The sequence below is a fragment of the Streptosporangium sp. NPDC023963 genome, assembly GCF_040639135.1.
Lineage (GTDB): Bacteria > Actinomycetota > Actinomycetes > Streptosporangiales > Streptosporangiaceae > Streptosporangium.
On sequence record NZ_JBEZZK010000002.1, the window covers coordinates 86,512 to 105,734 of the forward strand.

Below are 19,223 nucleotides of genomic sequence, written 5' to 3' on the forward strand. Positions count from 1 at the left end.
CATGTTTCCCGAGCCCACCGGGGGACTGGCAAAAGGCGCCATGCACCCGCCGGGTGAATCGTTACCTCTCGGTCATTCCTTGCACAGACAGTCCCCTTAGTGTCGTGGTTCATGATGTCTCGTTCCTTCCAGCGGCTGGCCATGGCGGGCGTGCTCGCCGGGGCCGGTCTCGTGCTCGCGATGGGACCGGCGCAGGCGGGCGACAGGTCCGCCAAGCCCGCCGCCAAGCCCGCCAAGACGGTGCCGGTCCGCCTGCTCTCCCTCAACGACTTCCACGGCCACCTCGAGCCGCCGACCGGCTCGTCCGGCCGCATGGTCGACGAGACCGGCGCCACCGTCGACGCGGGTGGCGCCGCGTTCGCCGCCACCCACCTCAAGCAGCTCTCCGACAAGAACACGCTGAAGGTCGCCCAGGGCGACCTGATCGGCGCCACCCCCCTGATCTCCGCGGCCTACCACGACGAGCCCTCGGTAGAGTTCCTCGGCAAGGTCGGCGTCACCGCCTCCGCCGTGGGCAACCACGAGTTCGACGAGGGGTACGCCGAGCTCAAGCGGATCATGAACGGCGGCTGCCACCCGGTGGACGGCTGCTCGCCCGCCGGCACGTGGAAGGGCGCGAAGTACAGCTACCTCGGCGCGAACGTCATCTTCAAGCGGCCGGAGCGGGGCGCGGAGAAGCAGGCGCTGGAGGCTCTGGGCGGGACGAACAGCAGCTCGCTGCGCAATCTCCTCAAGGACTACGGCATCCCCGCGCTGCCCCCGGTCGCGATCCGCTGGATGAACGGCGTGCCGATCGGCTTCATCGGCCTGGTCACCCAGACCACCCCGAACATCGTCACCTCCGAGGGCGTCAAGGACCTCGAGTTCATCGACGAGGTGAAGGCCGCGAACGTCGCGTCCAAGCTCCTCAAGATCGTCGGCGTCAAGGCCCAGGTCGTGCTCGTGCACGAGGGCGACCAGGTCACCGCGGGCCAGTCGCCCGACGCGTGCGCCGCCCAGCCGGGCGCGGGCAACCGGATCGCCACCCAGGTCGACGCCGAGATCGACATGATCCTCAGCGGGCACTCCCACCAGGCGTACCTGTGCCAGGTGGCCGACCCCGAGGGCGCCACCCGCCTCTACAGCCAGGGCGGCTCCTTCGGCCGGGTCATCACCAAGGTCGACTTCCAGGTGGACGTCAGGACCCGCGACGTCGTGCGCTCCTCGGTCGTGGCCGACAACCAGGTCGTGACCAGGACCGTCACCCCCGACCCGGAGATCGCCACGTTCGTCCAGACGTGGAAGGACCGCGTCGCGACGGTGGCCAACCAGCCGATCGGCCGGATCACCGCGGACATCACCAACACCGCCGTGGCCTCCGGGGAGTCCCCTCTGGGCAACCTCATCGCCGACGGCCAGCTCGCCGCGACCAGGACCGGCGGCAACGCCCAGATCGCCCTGATGAACCCGGGCGGCGTGCGGGCGAGCCTCACCTACGCGGGCTCGCCCGCCGGTGAGGGAGACGGTGTGGTGACGTACGGAGAGGCGTTCACGGTCCAGCCGTTCAACAACCTCATGCAGGTGGTCACGCTCACCGGGGCGCAGCTCAAGACCGTTCTCGAGCAGCAGTTCGTCGGCGGTCCCAACGCCCAGGCGTTCACCAAGATCCTGCAGCCGTCGTCGAACTTCACCTACACCTACAGCGCGAGCGCGCCGTGGGGGGCGAAGGTCTCCGACATGAAGATCGACGGTGTCGCCGTGACGGACACGCAGACGATCAGGGTCGCGGCCAACAACTTCCTGGTCGGCGGCGGCGACGCGTTCCTCGCCTTCAGGGACGGCACGGACCTGTGGAGCGGCCCGCTGGACATCGACGCCTTCGCCGCCCACTTCGCGGCGAACCCGTCCATCACGCCTCCGGTGCCCAACCACATCACGGTCGTTCCGTAACCCGGGCGAAAGACGCGGCACGCCGCGAGGATCGCGGTACGTCGTGAGGCGCGGCACACCGTGAAGACGTGACACGCGCGAGAGGCCCATCGGATGCGTCCGGTGGGCCTCTCGCACGTGGTGCCGGCGGCATTCGGCAGGGCCGTACGCCGCGAGGCGCACCGGTGGTCCCGCCGCGGGGCAGGAGGGCCGCCGGGGCCGTCACGCGCCGGGGGCCGTACGCCGTGAGTGGTATCCGCGGCCCGGCCGGGGCCCGCGTACGGCCGGGGATGTACGGGTGACCTCCCCCTTCCGAGGGTCGGCACAGTGGGCACGGTGACCTACCGTGTCAGGGGTGAGGACCCGGAGAACCGACGCGCTGGTCGCGGCCGGGGTGCTGGCGGGGATCGTCGGGGGCACCTACGGCGGGCTGTCCAGCTCGGGTTTCCCCGAACGCCCGCTGGACACGCTCGGCCTGGCGCTGATCACGGTGTCGTCGCTGGCGCTGGCATTCCGGCGGAGCGCGCCGCTGCAGGTGGGAACGATCACCGTGGCCTGCGTCGTCGCCTACCACGCCTGGCGGTACCCGGGGATCTTCGCCGCCGCGCCCGCCCTGATGTCGATCTACACGGCGGCGGTCCTCGGACGGCGTCGTCTCGCGGTCTGGCTGGCCGTCGCGACGGCCGTGGGGATCTACGGCCCCATCGCGCTGTCCGACGTCGACCCCGCCCCCGACGGCGGTTTCACCCTCCTCAGCGGCTGGCTGGTGGCGATGGTGGTCCTCGGGGAGACGGCCAGGAACCGCCGCGCGTACCTGAACGAGGTCGAGGGGCGGGCGATCGAGGCCGAGCGCACCCGCGAGGAGGCGGCGCTGCGCCGGGCCGACGAGGAGCGTCTGTGGATCGCCCAGGAGCTGCACGACACCCTCACCCACAGCATCTCGGTCATCAACGTCCAGACCTCCGTCGCCATGCACCTGCTCGACCAGGACCCCGCGCGGTCCCGCGAGGCACTGGCCGTGATCAAGGAGTCGGGGCGGGAGGCGATGCGGGAGCTCCGCGCCACGCTGGGCGTGCTGAGGCAGGCCGATCCCGACGGCCCCGAGGCGGGGCTGGCCGCGCTGCCCCGGCTGGTCGCCAGGGCGGAGGCGGTGGGGCTGCCGGTCAGGGTCCTCGTCGTCGGAGAGCGCCTGGACCTGCCCCCGGACGTCGACCGGGCGGCCTACCGCATCGCGCAGGAGGCGTTCACCAACGTGCTCCGGCATGCCGGGCCCGCGTCGATCACGCTGACGACCGAGTACCGGCCGGGAACGATCGTGCTGCGCGTCGAGGACGACGGGGAGTCCGCCGCGGAGGTCACGAGATACGGAATGGGGCTGATCGGGATGCGCGAGCGCGCCGTCGCCGCCGGAGGGTCGCTCACCGCGGGCCCGCGTCCGCAGGGCGGGTTCGCCGTCCGTGCCGAGCTGCCCCTGGCGGGGCGGTCGTGACCGGGGCGTCGCCGGCCGGCGACCAGGTGCCGGCGGGGTGGCCGTGATCAGGGTGCTGCTCGCCGACGACCAGGCGCTGATCCGCGCGGGCTTCCGGGCACTGCTCGACATGGCCGGCGACATCACCGTCGTCGGCGAGGCGGGCAACGGCGTCGAGGCCGTCGAGATGTCCCGCGCGCTACGGCCGGACGTGGCGCTGCTGGACGTCAGGATGCCGCTGCTGGACGGCATCCAGGCGACCAGGAGGATCGGCGCCGACCCCGAGCTCGACGCGGTGCGCGTGGTGATCCTGACCAACTACGCCCTCGACGAGTACGTCTTCGCCGCGCTGCGCGCCGGGGCCGGGGGGTTCCTGCTCAAGGACATCGAACCCGCCGAGCTGCTGAGGTCGGTCCGGGTGGCCGCCGCCGGTGACGCGCTGCTCTCGCCCTCCGTGACCCGGCGGTTGATCGAGGAGTACGTGTCCACCCCGCCCAGGCCCGTCGCGGGGCCCGGCCTGGAACGCCTGACCGGCCGAGAGCTGGAGATCCTGGCACTGGTCGCCACGGGCATGTCCAACGCGGAGATGGCGGGGCACCTGGCCATCAGCCACGCCACCGTCAAGACCCACGTCAGCCGGTCGATGACCAAGCTGGGGGCGCGCGACCGGGCACAGCTCGTCGTCCTCGCCTACGAGTCGGGGCTGGTCACGCCCGGAGCTTCGAGAACGACTGGAACGTCCGGAGCGTCCGGAGCTCCCAGGGCGTTCGGGACGCCTGGCGCGCCGGGCACACCCGGCTCGACGTCCGGTGGACGCGCCTGAAGGGCACGCACGTCCCGCATGTTTCCCCGAGGGGAAAACACCTGGCGGCACTCGCCGGTGTCGGGACGGTGGGGAGGTCACGGTGTGGCGCCGGGCCGTACCAGGCCGCTCTCGTAGGCGAGGATGACCAGCTGGACGCGGTCGCGGACGCCGAGTTTGGCGAGCGCGCGGGTGACGTGGGTCTTGGCGGTCAGCGGGCTGATCACGAGCGTGTCGGCGATCTGTCCGTTGGACAGGCCCTCGGCGACGAGGCGGACCACCTCGCGCTCGCGGGGCGTCAGGACCGCGAGGCCGTCCCCGGCGAGGGGGGCGGGCCGGTGGGCGAACCGTTCGACGACCCGGCGGGTGACACCCGAGGACAGCAGCGCCTCGCCGGCGGCGACCACCGCGACCGCGCGCCGCAGCTCGGCGGGTTCGACCTCCTTGGTGAGGAAACCGCTGGCCCCGGCGCGCAGGGCCGCGAAGATGTGCTCGTCGGTGTCGAAGGTGGTGAGGATGACGACGCGGGTGCCGGGCAGCTCGGCCAGGATGCGCCGGGTGGCCTCGATGCCGTCCAGGCCGGGCATGCGGATGTCCATCAGGATCACGTCGGGGCGGGTCGCGCGCGCCAGCCGTACGGCCTCGTCGCCGGTGGCGGCCTCGCCGACCACCGTGATCTCCCTGGAGCGGCCGAGCAGGCTGCGGAACCCCGCGCGGACGAGGGCCTGGTCATCGGCGAGCAGCACAGTGATCGTCATGTGCCGGAGCCTGCCACACCGCCGGCGTCTCCGACCGGGATGGTCGCCCGCACGGCCAGGCCGCCGCCCGGCGAGCGCCCGGCGGCCAGGGGGAGGACACCCTCCCCGGGTGCGGCGGGGCTCTCCGGCCTGGCCGGGCCGATCGTCAGGGTGCCGCCGAGGGCCGCGACCCGTTCGCGCATGCCTGTCAGGCCGTGGCCCTCGACGAACGGCCCGGTGGCGCCGCCGTCGTCGTGGACCTCGACCGTCACCGCCCGCGGGGTGTAGTGCAGCCGTACCGTCACCGCACCGGCGGCGGCGTGCCTGATGGTGTTGGTCAGGGCCTCCTGAACGATCCGGCAGGCGGCCACGGCGGGTACGGCGGGCACGCGGGCGGGGTCACCCAGCTCCTCGAAAGTCACGTCGAGGCCGGTCGCACGGGCACGGGCGACCAGGCCGGCGACGGTGGCCAGGCCGGGCTGCGGGGTCTGGTCACCGCCGGGCTCGTCGCGCAGGACGCCGATGAGGGAGCGCAGATCGGCCATCGCCGTGGCGCGGACCTCCATCGCGGTACGCAGGGCGTCACGGACCTCCTCGGGGGACTCGTCGAGGGCGTCGGCGGCGACGTTGAGGTGGACGCCGACGACGGCCAGGGTGTGGGCGACGATGTCGTGCAGCTCCCGGGAGATCTCCAGCCGCTGCTCGGCCAGGCCGCGGCGGGCGTCCAGCTCCCGCGCCCTCTCCAGTTCGGTGAGGCGGGCGGCGTGCTCGGCCCGCCACAACAGCCGGCTGTGGCGGGCGTTGCCGAGGGCGAGCACCAGGGCCAGCCACAGCGTCTCGGCTCCTCCGGAGGCCAGGGCGCGGGCGGGCGGGTCGCCGGTCGTCCAGTCCCAGGCGAGGGCGTAGGCCAGCAGCAGCAGGCCGACGCCGGCGGCCCAGCGGGTCCGGCCCGCGGCGGCGGCCGTGTAGCAGGCGACGGTCAGCGGCCAGATCCACCCGCCCTCGAACAGGCCCGCCGCCTGGTAGGCGACCAGCGCGGTCGCCGAGACCAGGAGCACGCCCACCGGCCGGCGCCGCCGGAACAGCAGCACACCGCCGAGGAAGATCGCCAGCGCGACCGCGCCGCCCCGGCCGATCGGGGCCCCGACCGCCGCCAGGCCGATCAGGACGGCGACGGTCGTCAGCGCGGCGGGCACGAGGGTGAGGGCGAGACGGACGGCCCCTGCCTCCGCCTCCCGCGCCGCGTCACCGGCGGGTCCGGACGCCGCGGTCACCGGCGGACCGCGCCCGGGCGGGTCAGGCCGATCGTGGCGACCGCGAGCCAGGCCACGTCGGCGGCGATCACGACACGCTCGGCCACGCCGACGACGGAGGGCAGGGCGCGGGCGCCCATGACATCGACCAGAGTGAGCACGAACAGGATCATCCCGAGGACCACGGCGACGGTGACGGCACTCAGCGCGCCGGGCACGCTCGGGTCGCGCCGCCACCGGCGGGCCAGGAGCACCGCGCCGGCCAGGAAGGCGAGCAGCGCGCCGCAGGCTGCCAGACCGTGGAGGGTCTCCGACACCGAGGGGTCATCCCACCGGCCGGGCGGATCGGCGGGGAAGATCGCGGCCAGGAGGAGCCCGGCGGACCAGATCCCGAACAGCCAGGACGCGGTACGGCTCGTCCGGGTCCGGGCCAAGGTCACCGTGAAGAGCGCCGAGGCGAGCGCGAGGCCGTACATGCCGACGGTGACCAGCCAGCCGGCGTGCGTGTTGACGAACCGGCTCATGGTCTCGGCGACCGGGCTCATCTCCCGGTTGACCACATCGGAGACCGTGAAGGCCACCGTGCAGAGGCCGAGCCCGGCCAGTACGGGCAACCTCATCGCGGGAGAAGCGGGCGGTGTCATGTCGTGCCCTTCCGAGGGGGGCGGGAATGGCACGACGCTACGTGCCGGCCGGCCTCCGGACATCGTCCCCGGGCGGTCACCTCGCCCTTCGCCGAACGGCATAGGGGTACACCGGCTGGAGTACGGCCGTGACCCGCGGCCTCGCGCGATCATCGTGCCGGAGCGGTGCTCCCCGGCACGCAGCGGACGCTTGAGAACCGGAAGGTGTGCCAGGTCCTGGCGAGATCGGCCGCCGGAAACCGGATCATCCCTCCAGGCCGTGTCCTCGAAGTGGTTGGAGCCACAGGAGAATCGCGGCGATGGTGACGACAGCGGTGTACGAGGTGGCGGCCTTGTCGCAGCGGTCGGCGAAAGCGGGTGCAGATGCTCTGCCGGGACCCGTACCCGGCAGTGACATCCCGCCGGGCCGCCCCGGAACGGATCTCCCGCACGATGCCGTTGAGCACGCGGCGGTCGTCGTCTCGCGGACGGCCCATCAGCCCAGATGGGAAAAACGGCTGCGGCTTCTCCCGTTCCTCATCGGTCGGCCCGTCCGGCGGGTCACGCCGAACACGATCGCGGAAGAAGATCACATTGAGGACAGGACCTAGTGGCGCGCGGGCTCGCGCTCCTCGACGGGCTCGTTGCCGCGCTCGGGGACGAACCGGTAACCGACGTTGCGGACCGTGCCGATCAGCGCCTCGTACTCGGCGCCGAGCTTGGCGCGGAGCCGCCGGACGTGGACGTCCACGGTGCGGGTACCGCCGAAGTAGTCGTACCCCCAGACCTCCTGGAGGAGCTGGGCGCGGGTGAAGACCCTGCCGGGGTGCTGCGCCAGGTACTTCAGGAGCTCGAACTCCTTGAAGGTCAGGTCCAGCGCGCGCCCGCGGAGCCTGGCGGTGTAGGTGGCCTCGTCGATCGACAGGTCACCGTTGCGGATCTCGTCCGGCACCTCCTCGGCGGCGGACAGGTGGAGCTTGCCGACGGCCATCCTGAGCCGCGCCTCGACCTCGGCGGGCCCGGCGGTGTCGAGGATGACGTCGTCGGCGCCCCACTCCGCGGTCAGCCCGGCGAGACCGCCCTCTGTGACGATCACCACCAGGGGACAGGCGACGCCCGTGGTGCGCAGCAGCCGGCACAGGCTCTTGGCCTGGACGAGCTCGCGGCGCGCGTCCACCAGGATCGCGTCGGCGGGCGGGGCGTCGAGCAGGGCGGATGCCTCCGCGGGCGCGACCCGTACCGAGTGCAGTAGCAGCCCCAGCGCCGGAAGCACCTCGGTTGAGGGCTCAAGGGCGTTGGTGAGCAGCAGGAGATTGCTCACGATGCCTCCTTCCCGCGTCATGCCGGCAATGAGCCGTACAAACACGTAAGGACCCGGGGGCTACGTTGCCCAGGTCCCGTAGTAGGTGAGGATAACCCACAAGGGTTCAGCGTCCAGCGAACGTCCACCTGGTGAACACCCGTTCTCCATGTGGATTCACCGTAATGACACGGTAACCGTACGTGTGCTTGGGGAGTTGATTCACTGATGGCGACGGTCATTGTCAGATATTGGGCCGCGGCGAAGGAGGCGGCGGGGATCGCGGAGGAGCGGTCCGAGGCCGCGACGCTTGCCGAGTTGATGACGAAAATCACATCGAATCGTGAAGGGCTGGCTCGCGTGGTGAGCCGGTCGTCGTTCCTGGTGGACGGGGATCCGGTGGGCAGGCGGGCCCACGAGACGATCATCCTGGCGGACGGGGCGACGGTCGAGGTGCTTCCGCCGTTCGCGGGCGGTTGAGCGGGGTGGACGCTACCAACGGCGCGGCGTTTCGGACAGGATTGCGGGGGGAGGTCACGCCAATGGCACCCCTCGGGCCGGAGAACGAACAGGGAGTCGGATGCGCAAGCTGATCGGTTTTCTCCTCCTGCTTCTCGTTCTCGTGGTGATCCTCGACAGGGTCGCCGTCACGGGGGTCCAGCGCGAGATCGCCACGCAGGCCACGGCCAAGTACGACCTCTCGACCCCGCCGGAGGTCACGATCGAGGGCATCCCCTTCCTGACGCAGGCGATCGCCGGGCGTTACGAGGAGGTCAGGGTCGCCGCGGGCGCGATGACCGTCTCGGGCATCCGGCTGTCGAGCGTCGACTTCACCCTGCGCGGCGTCACGGCCTCGCTGGAGGACCTGGTGCTCCGTCCCCAGCAGGTGGACATGCGCGCCGAGCGCGTGGAGGGGGCGGTGGTCGTCCCGGTGGAGACGCTCAACCAGCGGGCACCTCGCGGGATCAAGGTCAGTGTCGTGGGCGACGAGCTCAACGTCAGCGGGGAGATCACCGTGCTGGGGCAGAAGGTGCCCGTGAAGGCGGCGCTGAAGGTCGAGATCGTCGAGGGCGGCCTGCGGCTCGTCCCCGGGAAGGTGACCCTGGGCGGAGGCATCCCCGTGCCCGATCCCGAGCGGTTCATCAACTACCGCATCCCGATCGGCAAGCTGCCGTACAACCTCAAGCTGACCGAGGTCAAGGCCGTTCCCGAGGGGCTGCGCATCTCGGGCGAGGCCTCCGACGTGCCCCTCCGAGGCTGAACGTGCCCCGTGCCTGAACCGGATCGTCCCGCCGTACGTCGTGAGGATGTGAGCCAAGCCGGAACCGCCGACGAGCAACTCGTCAGGGCGCTCTTCGACGAGCACGGCGGGCCACTCTACGGCTACGTGCTGCGGCTGACGGGCGACTCGGGGAGAGCGGAGGATGTCGTGCAGGAAACGCTGCTGCGGGCCTGGCGCCATCCTGACGCGTTCGCCGGCCGCTCCATCCGCGCGTGGCTGTTCACGGTGGCCCGCAACCTCGTCGTCGACCAGCACCGGGCGCGCAAGGCGCGACCCCCGGAGACGGGTGACGAGGCGCTCGCCGTGGTGCCCGCCGACGACGAGCTGGAGCGGGCCGTCGAGTCGTGGGCGGTCGCCGAGGCGCTGGCCGCGCTGCGGCCCGAGCACCGCGAGGTGCTGGCCGAGGTCTACTACCAGGGGAAATCCGTCAAGGAGGCCGCCGAGTCGCTCGGCATCCCCGCAGGAACGGTTAAATCGCGCACGTATTACGCGCTTCGGGCGCTCAAACTGGCGCTGGAGGAGCGGGGGCTCGCGCCATGATGATGACCTGTGACGAAGTACGGATGTCGCTCGGGGTCTACGTTCTCGGTGCCCTGGAGCCGGACGAGCGCGTGCTCGTCGAGGCCCACCTCGCCGAGTGCGCCGAGTGCCGGGCCGAGCTGGAGGAGCTGGCCGGGGTGACGGCGTTCCTCGGCAGGGTGTCCGAGGGCGACGTGGCGCAGGTGGCGAGCCCGCCCACGGCGGTGCTCGACCGGCTGCTCAGCGCCAAGGCCAAACGGCGCCGTACGAACCGCCTGATGCTCTCGCTGGCCGCCTCGGTCCTGGTGGTCGGGCTCGGCGGCGGCACCCTGTGGACCGTCACCCAGGGCTCCCGGGAGGTCGGCACGGCGTCGGCGCCTCTGGCGGACAGGCCGGCGACCTCCGCGCAGGGCGGCCAGGAGAGCGCTCGGTCCTTCGGGGATCCGGTCGCGCCCGACACCGACGCCAAGGCCAGTGCCAAGGTCCAGTCCTCCACGTCACCGCCCCGGGAGGCCTTCAGGTCCCCGGCGGCCAGCTCCGCGCCGGACACCTCCGGGTCCTCGACGGCCGGTCCCGTACCGGACGCCTCCGGGTCACCGCCGTCCAGCCCCGCGCCGGAGGTCCTGCTCGCCCCGAGTGAGCTGCGGTTCAAGGGGGCGGACGACACGGGCACGGTCCGCGCGGTGGTGACCGCGTCCGCGGGGGAGGGAGCGACCACGATCAAGGTCACGCTCACCGGGGTGGCCAAGGGCACGCGCTGCCGGCTGGAGGTGGTCGGGGAGGGCGGGCTCAGGGAGACGGCGGGCAACTGGGTCGTCAACCGGGCCGCCTACGACGAGTCGGGCGACTTCGAGGGCACCACGACGATCCCGCCGGAGCGGATCACGTCGTTCGAGATCACCACCGCCGGGGGGCGGGTGCTGCTCACGATCCCCGCCTCCTGACCCGTCCGTTGTGCCGTTCCACCGGGTCGTCCGCCCGTTCCACCGGGTCGTCCGCCCGGTCCGGGGAAGAGCCGTCCGCCCGGTCCCGGGGAAACGGCCCGAGCGCGGAGGCCGGCGCGGGAACCCGGCGCGGGAATGGCGCGGGGCGCACGCCTGTTGTCGTGTTCCGTGACCGGTTTGACGGTGGTGGTCGTCACCCTCGCCCTCGCCACGCTCGTGGGCGTGGTGCTGCGGCGACGGAACGGCGTGGCGCGAGAGGTGAGGGGCGACGTGGAGCGGCTCACGTCCGGGGACATCCACGCGGAGCTGGGAGAGCGGGCCACGCTCGTGCAGTTCTCCACCTCCTTCTGCCAGCCGTGCCGGGCGACCCGGCGGATCCTCGGCGAGGTGGCCGGGATGGTGCCCGGCGTCGCGCACGTGGAGATCGACGCGGAGTCCCGCCTCGACCTGGTCCGATCGCTGAACATCCTGCGCACCCCCACCGTCCTGGTCCTCGACGCGTCCGGGCGGGTCGTGAGGCGCGCCTCCGGGCAACCCAGGAAAGCCGACGTCATCGGTGCCCTCGGTCTGGCGGTCGGCGAATGAGCGGGGCACCCTATCGCCCATTGAACGATCATGTCTCAGAAATTGGACAGGGATGTGACAGATGGCGGGACGCCGGGGTAATGTCGTGGACATGAACTCCACGACAGAGCTGCTCACGAAGCGGCGCGCGGTTGATTTCTGCCGCGTGACCACCGCTCTCTGTCGCGTTTCCTAAGGGCGATCTCAAGCGGCCGTCGAGCCGCACCGATCTGCACAACCCTTCAGGAGCATCAGGCGATGCAGGTTGATTCCCGAGCTCTCCGCTTCGCAGCGGCCGTCACCACCGTCGTGCTCGCACTCGTCCTCGTGACGGGCAGCGTGTGGCTGCTGGCAGCGCAGGCCGTCGTGTTCGCACTGGGCGTTCTCGGCACCTCGCCGTACGGGATGATTTTCAAAGGGATGGTGAAGAGCCCGCCGAAGGAGTTGGAGGACGCCGCCCCGCCGCGTTTCGCGCAGGGGGTCGGACTCGCCTTCGCTCTGGTGGGCTTGGTCGGATACGTCACACAGATCACGCCGCTGGCCCTCGGTGTCGTCGCAGCGGCCCTTTTCGCCGCATTTCTCAACGCCGCTTTTGGTTTCTGTCTCGGCTGCGAGATGTTTTTGATCATTCGCCGTTTACTACCCGCCGCACGATGATCCTGGAGGATCAAAATGAGCCGCTCCGCCGTCCTGGTCGACGCCGACTGGGTCGAGGCCAACCTCGACACTCCCGGCGTTGTTCTCGTTGAAGTGGACGAGGACGCCAGTGCATACGACAAGGGCCACATCCGTGGCGCCGTGAAGGTCGACTGGAAGCAGGACCTGCAGGACCCGGTCCGCCGCGACTTCATCGACCGTGAGGGCTTCCAGGCGCTGCTGTCGTCCAGGGGCATCGCCAACGACGACACCGTGGTCCTCTACGGCGGCAACAACAACTGGTTCGCCGCCTACGCGTACTGGTACTTCAAGCTCTACGGCCACGAGAACATCAAGCTTCTCGACGGTGGCCGCAAGAAGTGGGAGCTCGACTCCCGCGAGCTGGTCAAGGACGTCCCCTCGCGTCCCGAGACGAGCTACCAGGCCAAGGACCAGGACCTGTCCATCCGCGCCTTCCGTGACGACGTCGTCGCCGCGATCGGCAAGCTCAACCTGGTCGACGTGCGCTCGCCCGACGAGTTCACCGGCAAGCTGCTCGCGCCCGCCCACCTCCCGCAGGAGGCGGCGCAGCGCGGCGGCCACGTTCCCACCGCCCGCAACATCCCCTGGTCGAAGACCGCCAACGACGACGGCACCTTCAAGACGGACGAGGACCTCAAGGCCCTCTACGAGGGTGAGGGTGTCGACTTCTCCAAGGACACCATCGCCTACTGCCGCATCGGGGAGCGCTCCGCGCACTCGTGGTTCGTCCTCCACGAGATCCTCGACCAGGCCAGCGTCAAGAACTACGACGGATCGTGGACCGAGTACGGCTCGCTCATCGGCGTGCCGATCGAACTGGGAGAGGCCCGATAATGACTCAGGGATGCGCTGCTCCGGAACAGACGGTTGCCCTTCCGGCCGGGATCGATCTTTCGAGCCAGGCCGTCATCCAGGGCGTGGTCTCGGGCGCGGGCACGGCATACGCCCGCCTGCTCGACCACGCGGGAGAGTTCACCGGTGAGGTCGTGGTGTCCGACGAGGGCATCTTCCGTTTCTTCGCCGCCCCCGGTGACTGGACCGTCCGCATCATCGCGGGCGGCGGGGTCACCAAGGACATCCCGGCCCAGGCCCGCCTGGGTGAGGTCACCCAGCTCGCCGTGGCCGTCTGACCCCTCGGGGCCGGACTCGCCACGGCGAACCAGCACGTCGACCGAACAGCACGAACAGCACGAATCAGCAGGGTGAGAGGACCGGCTCTTCTTCGGGAGGCCGGTCCTTTCCGTTGTGCCTGCCGTACCTGCCGCGCCTGGCGCGCCTGGCGCGCCGGAAAATCGCCGGTTCTGAAAGTCCGCCGGTCCCGGAGGTTCGTTCGTCCCGCGGTTCGTTCGTCCCGCGGTTCGCGGTTTCGGAGCTCGTCGTTCATGAGAGGGCGGAACGGTGTCTCCGCCCTCTCACGTCAGACCGCGAGACGGTCCGCCAGACGGTTCTCGACACGATCGAGGGCATCGACGTAGTCGGGCTCCGGGGACATGGCCGCCGCCAGGCGCAGGTGGGGCAGGGCCTCGGGGAGACGGCTGGCGCGTTCGAGGGTCCGGCCGAGCAGGAACCGGGCGTAGTGGTCACCGGGGGTGCGCTCCAGAAGCGCCTCCAGGGTCTCCCTCGCCCTGCCGAGCTGGGCCGAGCCGAAGTAGGCGCGGGCCGCCAGCAGCCGGACCGCGGGGTCGTCGCCGTGATCGGCCAGCAGCGGACGCAGCGTCCACAAGGCGCCGAGGGGATCCCGGGCGTCCAGCAGCGCCTCGGCCTGGCGCAGCCACCTGACCTCGTCGGGGAGTTCCCGCCGGGGAGCGGCGTCCCGTACCAGGCCGGCGAGGACCTCGGCCGGCTGCGCGCCGGAGACCGTCGTGTCGCCGACCGCGAAGGTCGGCGAGGTGACGATGCCCTCGGCCTTGCCGCGCAGCAGTTCGGAGCGGACCTCGTCCGCGCCGTCGCCTCGGCCGAGCGCCTCGGCCATGCCGTCCAGACCGGCCTCGGCGGCGAGCGCGACCAGGGTGGCGCGGTCCCCGATGTCGGAGCCCTCGACGAAGTGGGCACGCAGGATCCGCTCCACGACCGCGCCCTGGAGCGCCGCACCGCCCCGCCGGTGGGCGAGGGCGATCACCCGGTGGGCGTCGAACGTGTTCGCCCGCCACACGGCGCCCCGCGGCCGCCCGCCGTCATCGGCCCGCTCCCCAGCCGGGGTCGGGTGGAGGGCTCGCAGGGCGCCCTCGGCGACCTGGTCGCGCAGCTCCTCCTCCAGTGGCTCCGACGGAACCGGAGCCATCGGGTCGATGACATACGGGCGCCAGACGATCTCCACGTCCTCGCCGAGTTCCGCCTGCTCCAGGCGCCGCCTGCCGATGTAGGCCCACGCGCAGGCCATGTCGGCCCAGACTTCCATGCGCTTCATTGCCGCTGCAACAAACGGGGCCGGTCGTTTATTCGGCGGGCCCTCCGGTCTCGGCCGGTGCAGGTCACGAGCGTGGGAACCTGTGGCGGTCACCGTCTCGGCGCCCTTCTTATCCGCCGGGGATCCGGACGCTTACCCGCCGAGGATCCGGACGCGCTCACGACGGCCGGAGAGGGGCGCCGGGATCGGCGGGAGGTGCCGGGAGCGCGGTGTTCCACCGGCCTCGCCGGTAGGGCTGCGCTCCGTCAGGGGAGTCGTTAGCATGCGTCGGGTGCCTGAAACGCCTGTTATGCCCGCACAGTCGCCGGCGGTCGGCCGGAGGTCCGCCTCGCTTTCCGCGGCCTCGCTGCCCATGCACACGCTCAGGATCTTCGGTGCCTGTGCCCTGTCGCTGATCCTGTGGTTCTCGGCGGGCAGGGTGGTCCGGGGACTGCTGATGGTGGCCGCCAGCGAGGTCTCCCACGGCGACTACCGGCAGGTACGGCTCGTCATCACGATGTTCGTCTTCACGCTGATCGTGTTGAACGAGCTTGTGATCATGGTCGGCATGCTGCACTCGGTGCGCGGGGCGCTGCGGGAGATCCAGGCGCGGCGGGAGGGCGGCGAGGCGGACGAGAGCATGTTCGGCGCGCTGAACCGCGCCACTCTGGTCTTCGCCACCATCTACCTCGCCTGGAGCTTCCAGAACGCCGACGCCAGGGAGTTCATCGCCGTCGACACCGCCAGGCGGGTCGACCAGGACTTCGCGGCGAGTCTCGCGGGGCAGGAGGTGGAGGGCGGCACCGGGCTCTCCACGCTGGACGTGCGGGTCTCCCTGGGGGTCGCCGTGGTCGCGTACCTGCTCAAGACGCTGTTCAGCTGGTGGCACGTCAACGGCAAGGTCAGGGGCAGCGGCGTGTTCGCGACCTTCTTCGAGCTGGCCTTCGCCTTCTACAGCATCAACGCCCTGTTCGCCCTCGCCGACGCGCGGGCGGAATGGCTGGACCACCGGGTCGTCGTGGCGGCGGCCAGGGACTGGGCCGAGCAGGCGGGTGAGGCGATGCCGTGGTGGAAGACCTTCTGGGACGCGGTCGGGGACGTCTGGCCCCATGTGATCGACGGTCTGGTCGTCCCGCTCACCTGGCTGACGGTCGCCTCGCTCGTCTACGGAGCCTTCGCCGAGGACACCCGGGCCGTCGTACGGGGAACCAGGCTCGACAACGTGGCCACCCGCATGGAGCGGACGCACAACCTCACCCAGACCACGATGACCCGTGCCACGGCCGGGTTCCAGGAGCGCTGGGTCCCCCCGGTGAACGCCTTCCGGCTCGCCGTCCGGGGCGGTCCCGCGCTGTTCGGTCTCTTCTGCCTCGGTTATGTCGGGATCAGGGTGGTCACCGACTACGCGGACCGGGGCGTGCGGATGCTGATCGGCAACGAGGACCCGTTCGTCTGGCTGGCGCTGGCCGGGCCGGTGTCCTTCGTCAGGGAGATGGCGGTGCTGACGCTGACCGTCTGCCTGCTGGCGGCCACGTTCGACATCGCGGCCACCCGCAGTCGTGAGGCGGGGGAGACGCTCACCGCCGGAAGCGCAGCACCTGGTCCTGAACAGGGTCCTTCTGCTCCGCGGCCTTCTTGAAGATGTCCTTCATGGACTCGTCCTCCACGACGTCGTACGTGGCGGGGCGGACGTGGACCTCGACCTGCCCCGCCAGCTTCCTGGGCACCACGGCGACCATGTTGTAGGAGTACGCGGTACCGACCCTGTGGTCCTTGGCCTCGTCCGGGACGTCGTCGCTCTCGGGGAGGACCTTCCATACGCGGCCGTCGGAATGCCTTACCTCGACCTGGGGTTCACCGCGCCGGCTGATGCCCTCGGCGTCCAGCGCGGTCCGCGTCACCTTGATCTTCAGCCACTGGCGGTCGGCCGGGAGGGATTTCTGGCCGGGCAGGCTGTCCACCTGCTCGACCGAGGACTTCCACGACACGTGCATCAGCGTCATGGCGCCCCCCGCGGCGACGGTGTAGATCCTGTCGGCGGGGTTGCCGGTCCTGTAGACGGTGTAACCGTTCCACGTGGAGACCGCGATGCCGAGTCCCACGGCCACGATCGCCGCGCCGACCCGCAACACCGTACGGCGCCTCCTCCTCGGTGAGGTCTCTTCCGCGGCCGCCGCGGTCTCCTGCGGTGGGCGTTCCCCGGGCGGCGCGTCGGTGGGGGCGGCGGCGGGCATCACCGCCGCCGTCCCGGTTCCGGTGGCGGAGGGTCTGGGCAGCGGGGGCCCGGTGACGGAGGGGAACGGCTGGGTCGAGGCGCCCTCCGGTTCTTCCGCCGGCTCTTCCACGGGCGGCTTCGGGGGCCAGACCTGTTCGTCCGGGAACGTCTGCATGGGGCCGGGCGTCCACTGACCACCGCCCGGAGGTTGCCGGCGCCGGGGCGGGGTGGGGCGGCTCCTGGCCGGGGTGGGAGGTACGGCGGGGAGACCCGGGGCCGGGGCGGGGGGTACGGCGGGAAGACCGGGGGCCGGGGCGGGGGGCGCCGGTGAGGCGGCGGGGCGGGGGGCGGGGGCCGGTTGCGCCGGAGGGGGGAACCCCTGCCCGGCATGGCGGTTCCCGGGCTCGGGCGGGTTCAGCCGCCGGGCCCGGGGAAGCGCGGGCCGTTCCGGATTCTGTCCGGTACGCGGCCGGTGGGCCGCGGGAGGTTCCGCGTGACGTCCGCGAGGTTGCGTGGGCGCGTCGTCGAGACCGGGCGGTGCCGGGTGCCTGAGGGGAACGCCGGGAACGCCCGGAACGCCGGGAACGCCCGGAGCGCCGGGAGTGCCGGGAGACATCGGTCCTGGCGACGTCGGACGCTCGCCGGCAGCGCCGGAAGGCGGCGGTCCGGAAGGCGGCGGTCCGGGCGGTGTCGGGCCGGGCGGTGTCGGATGCTCGCCAGGGGTGCCGGGGGTGCCGGGCGGCGCCGGCCAGGTGCCGAGGGTGGCGGGCCAGGGGCTGCCTCGGTAGGGATCGCGAGACGGCGGGGAGGAACGATCCTCCGAGTCGGGCCGGTTCTGCCGTACGGGCCCGTGCTCCCATGCCGGCCCGTGCTCCTCCGCGGGCCGGGGCTCGCGCGCGGACCGTGCCTCCCGCGCGGACCGTTCCTCTCGTGCGAGCGACTCCTCCCGCGCGAGCCGCTCCTCCCGCGAGGCGAACCAGTCGCGGCCCTGCTCGTCCTCGGGGCCTCCCCGGTGTGGCGTCCCCATCAGTTCCTGCTCGCCAACTCGTAGACGTCCTTCGCGGTGGAGGTCAGCCGTCGCGCGGCCGCCTCGTCCAGCCTCAGGTCTATCTCGATCTCGGGTCCGTTCGGCTCGATGATGAAACCGGATGAGGGGGCGAGCAGGATCCGCGAGTCCGGGAGCTCCCCGGGCGGGATCTCGAAGACCGTCACACCCTCGGTCCACCAGCCCGGCTGGATGTAGGGATGGGTGATGGTCGACATCGGGTCCACCCTGTCGGAGGCCACGTAACGGTGCCCGCCGCCCGTCAGCAGCCGGGGAGGCCCCAGCTGCTGCGGCTCCCAGGTCGCCGTGGCGCCCACCTCGACGATGATGAAGATCCCCTTGGCGGTCACCCGTTGCTGCTCGCCGCCGGCCTTCTCGGTCGCGATGGCCTTGGCCGCGTGCACCGCCTTGACCCGTGCGGAGATCCGGGAGCCGGTGACCTCCTCGTTGATGTCGCCGGTCGAGGTGAGGGGCGCGTCATGGTCGGCGATCCCCGAGCCGAAGGCCTGCAGTCCCACGGCCGAGGCCGCCAGCGCGATCCCGGCCAGCACGGCGCCGGCGGCGCGCCACCGGCTCGGCGGCGCGGTGGTTCTGCGGCGGGCGGGCGATCCGGAGCGGGAGCCGGGCCGGGGGTGGTTCTCGGGCCGGGGACGCGTCTCGGGCCGGGGCCGGGTCTCGGGCGGCGAATGAGTCTCAGGACGGGCCTCGGGCCGGGAACGGGAAGAGGCGTTCACGAACGTGTTCCCTTCGGCACGACGGGAAGCGTGACCTGGGCCGTCACCACGGGCTTCTCCTTGCCCGCGTCGTTCTCCGTGACCAGGAACCAGCCCGGCGCCAGGGTGATCCCCTCACGCCACTCGTACTTGCCGACGTCGATCGTCAGCTGCTTGGGAGCCCGTTGCCTGTCCTCCAGCTCGTACCTGACCACGACGCTGGTCGGCAGGGCCGGGTGGAGTTGTGTGCTCTCGCCGCCTCCGGTGGGGGAGAACACCGACGCGCCGTACTTGCCCTTGATCGCCGGGGTTATCTTGAGCAGGGACGTGCCGAGGGACCCGCCGGCCAGGGTGCCCTCGTAGAGCAGTCCCGTGATCGCGGTCTCGTCGCCCTTGTTGACGACCCGGAGCTCGATCTCCAGGAAGCGTTTGGCGGGGCCGCCGAACAGGCCGGGCTCGCTCAGGGTGCGGGACCCGACGAACGTGGTCGTGAACTGCTCCTGGTCCACGGTCGAGCCCTGGCCGAGCCGCTTGGGAGGCTTGTCGGGGGCCGTGGCGAAGCCGCCGACGGCGGCGGTGACTCCCAGACCGGCGGCCGTCACCAGGGCGACGAGCGGAACCGCGATGGGGCGCCGTCTGGTGGGACCCTCGGAAGGCGGAGTCATGAGAAACGATGTTAATCGCTGACGTCCGTCTCATCCGACTCATCTGCCCCTTAAGTCCTGGCGAACCTGGGGAAAATACAGCGGATTGACGGGAACGCTGCCCGAATATGATGTCGAACTC

At 71.5% G+C, this 19,223-nt stretch carries 22 protein-coding genes; 13 read left to right on the forward strand and 9 right to left on the reverse strand.

The features are described from left to right. Window positions 1-111: 111 nt before the first annotated feature. The 3 genes from AB0F88_RS06505 to AB0F88_RS06515 all read left to right on the forward strand — a co-directional run bounded on the left by AB0F88_RS06505 (window position 112) and on the right by AB0F88_RS06515 (window position 4,199). Complete coding sequence (locus tag AB0F88_RS06505; RefSeq protein WP_362678153.1) at window positions 112-1,929, forward strand: bifunctional metallophosphatase/5'-nucleotidase; 1,818 nt, start codon at window positions 112-114, stop codon at window positions 1,927-1,929. A 334-nt stretch (window positions 1,930-2,263) separates the two neighbouring features. Further along, window positions 2,264-3,397 carry a sensor histidine kinase gene (locus AB0F88_RS06510; protein ID WP_362678155.1) on the forward strand — a complete coding sequence of 378 codons (1,134 nt, stop codon included), beginning with the start codon at window positions 2,264-2,266 and terminating at the stop codon, window positions 3,395-3,397. Between the two features lie 43 nt (window positions 3,398-3,440). Then, window positions 3,441-4,199 (forward strand): response regulator transcription factor, encoded by a 759-nt coding sequence (locus AB0F88_RS06515; RefSeq protein ID WP_362680550.1) that lies wholly within the window; start codon window positions 3,441-3,443, stop codon window positions 4,197-4,199. Between the two features lie 77 nt (window positions 4,200-4,276). Here the strand turns inward: AB0F88_RS06515 and AB0F88_RS06520 are convergent, their stop codons facing one another. From AB0F88_RS06520 to AB0F88_RS06540, 5 genes are all read right to left on the reverse strand, one after another. Next, a complete protein-coding gene (locus AB0F88_RS06520; RefSeq protein WP_362678157.1) occupies window positions 4,277-4,936 on the reverse strand; it encodes a response regulator transcription factor in 660 nt (219 codons plus the stop codon). Next, on the reverse strand, window positions 4,933-6,189 hold the full coding sequence (locus AB0F88_RS06525) for a sensor histidine kinase (protein WP_362678159.1): 1,257 nt from the start codon (window positions 6,187-6,189) through the stop codon (window positions 4,933-4,935). The genes AB0F88_RS06520 and AB0F88_RS06525 overlap by 4 nt, the downstream gene beginning before the upstream one ends. Further along, entirely contained in the window at window positions 6,186-6,788 is a 603-nt protein-coding gene (locus AB0F88_RS06530; RefSeq protein WP_362678161.1) for a DUF998 domain-containing protein, read from the reverse strand. Before AB0F88_RS06530 ends, AB0F88_RS06525 begins: the two co-directional genes overlap by 4 nt. Before the next feature lie 173 nt (window positions 6,789-6,961). Next, a complete protein-coding gene (locus AB0F88_RS06535; RefSeq protein WP_362678163.1) occupies window positions 6,962-7,384 on the reverse strand; it encodes a transposase in 423 nt (140 codons plus the stop codon). Between the two features lie 14 nt (window positions 7,385-7,398). Beyond that, window positions 7,399-8,112, reverse strand: a complete 714-nt coding sequence (locus AB0F88_RS06540; RefSeq protein WP_362678165.1) for a response regulator transcription factor — start codon at window positions 8,110-8,112, stop codon at window positions 7,399-7,401. Between the two features lie 207 nt (window positions 8,113-8,319). Between AB0F88_RS06540 and AB0F88_RS06545 the strand changes: the two genes are divergently transcribed. From AB0F88_RS06545 to AB0F88_RS06585, 9 genes are all read left to right on the forward strand, one after another. Continuing rightward, window positions 8,320-8,571, forward strand: coding sequence for a MoaD/ThiS family protein (locus tag AB0F88_RS06545; RefSeq protein ID WP_362678167.1), 252 nt, complete (start codon window positions 8,320-8,322; stop codon window positions 8,569-8,571). A 100-nt stretch (window positions 8,572-8,671) separates the two neighbouring features. Next, entirely contained in the window at window positions 8,672-9,352 is a 681-nt protein-coding gene (locus AB0F88_RS06550) for a DUF2993 domain-containing protein (protein WP_362678169.1), read from the forward strand. Between the two features lie 48 nt (window positions 9,353-9,400). Next, a complete protein-coding gene (locus AB0F88_RS06555) occupies window positions 9,401-9,913 on the forward strand; it encodes a sigma-70 family RNA polymerase sigma factor (protein WP_350969222.1) in 513 nt (170 codons plus the stop codon). After that, a complete protein-coding gene (locus AB0F88_RS06560; RefSeq protein ID WP_362678171.1) occupies window positions 9,910-10,836 on the forward strand; it encodes a zf-HC2 domain-containing protein in 927 nt (308 codons plus the stop codon). The genes AB0F88_RS06555 and AB0F88_RS06560 overlap by 4 nt, the downstream gene beginning before the upstream one ends. Window positions 10,837-11,082: 246 nt before the next feature. Beyond that, complete coding sequence (locus AB0F88_RS06565) at window positions 11,083-11,421, forward strand: thioredoxin family protein (protein WP_362680553.1); 339 nt, start codon at window positions 11,083-11,085, stop codon at window positions 11,419-11,421. 91 nt (window positions 11,422-11,512) lie between these two features. Then, window positions 11,513-11,596 (forward strand): putative leader peptide, encoded by an 84-nt coding sequence (locus tag AB0F88_RS06570; RefSeq protein WP_350969279.1) that lies wholly within the window; start codon window positions 11,513-11,515, stop codon window positions 11,594-11,596. Between the two features lie 62 nt (window positions 11,597-11,658). Beyond that, the gene (locus tag AB0F88_RS06575; protein WP_362678173.1) at window positions 11,659-12,057 is read left to right on the forward strand and encodes a DUF4395 domain-containing protein; all 399 of its coding nucleotides are present in this window, start codon (window positions 11,659-11,661) and stop codon (window positions 12,055-12,057) included. 15 nt (window positions 12,058-12,072) lie between these two features. Further along, window positions 12,073-12,912, forward strand: coding sequence for a sulfurtransferase (locus tag AB0F88_RS06580; RefSeq protein ID WP_362678175.1), 840 nt, complete (start codon window positions 12,073-12,075; stop codon window positions 12,910-12,912). After that, the gene (locus AB0F88_RS06585; RefSeq protein ID WP_329089613.1) at window positions 12,912-13,208 is read left to right on the forward strand and encodes a DUF1416 domain-containing protein; all 297 of its coding nucleotides are present in this window, start codon (window positions 12,912-12,914) and stop codon (window positions 13,206-13,208) included. The genes AB0F88_RS06580 and AB0F88_RS06585 overlap by 1 nt, the downstream gene beginning before the upstream one ends. 287 nt (window positions 13,209-13,495) lie before the next feature. On the opposite strand, the gene AB0F88_RS06590 is transcribed toward AB0F88_RS06585, so the two are convergent. Beyond that, window positions 13,496-14,476: a DsbA family protein gene (locus AB0F88_RS06590; RefSeq protein ID WP_362678177.1), complete on the reverse strand. Its 981-nt coding sequence runs from the start codon at window positions 14,474-14,476 to the stop codon at window positions 13,496-13,498. 280 nt (window positions 14,477-14,756) lie between these two features. On the opposite strand from AB0F88_RS06590, the gene AB0F88_RS06595 reads away from it, so the two are divergent. Next, window positions 14,757-16,103, forward strand: coding sequence for a hypothetical protein (locus tag AB0F88_RS06595; RefSeq protein WP_362678180.1), 1,347 nt, complete (start codon window positions 14,757-14,759; stop codon window positions 16,101-16,103). Here AB0F88_RS06595 and AB0F88_RS06600 read toward each other — a convergent pair. The 3 genes from AB0F88_RS06600 to AB0F88_RS06610 all read right to left on the reverse strand — a co-directional run bounded on the left by AB0F88_RS06600 (window position 16,042) and on the right by AB0F88_RS06610 (window position 19,102). Then, window positions 16,042-16,854 carry a hypothetical protein gene (locus AB0F88_RS06600; protein ID WP_362678182.1) on the reverse strand — a complete coding sequence of 271 codons (813 nt, stop codon included), beginning with the start codon at window positions 16,852-16,854 and terminating at the stop codon, window positions 16,042-16,044. The two genes, AB0F88_RS06595 and AB0F88_RS06600, sit on opposite strands and share 62 nt — an antisense overlap. Window positions 16,855-17,705: 851 nt before the next feature. Then, window positions 17,706-18,458, reverse strand: a complete 753-nt coding sequence (locus AB0F88_RS06605) for a hypothetical protein (RefSeq protein WP_362678184.1) — start codon at window positions 18,456-18,458, stop codon at window positions 17,706-17,708. After that, entirely contained in the window at window positions 18,455-19,102 is a 648-nt protein-coding gene (locus tag AB0F88_RS06610; protein WP_362678186.1) for a hypothetical protein, read from the reverse strand. The genes AB0F88_RS06605 and AB0F88_RS06610 overlap by 4 nt, the downstream gene beginning before the upstream one ends. Window positions 19,103-19,223 lie beyond the last annotated feature (121 nt).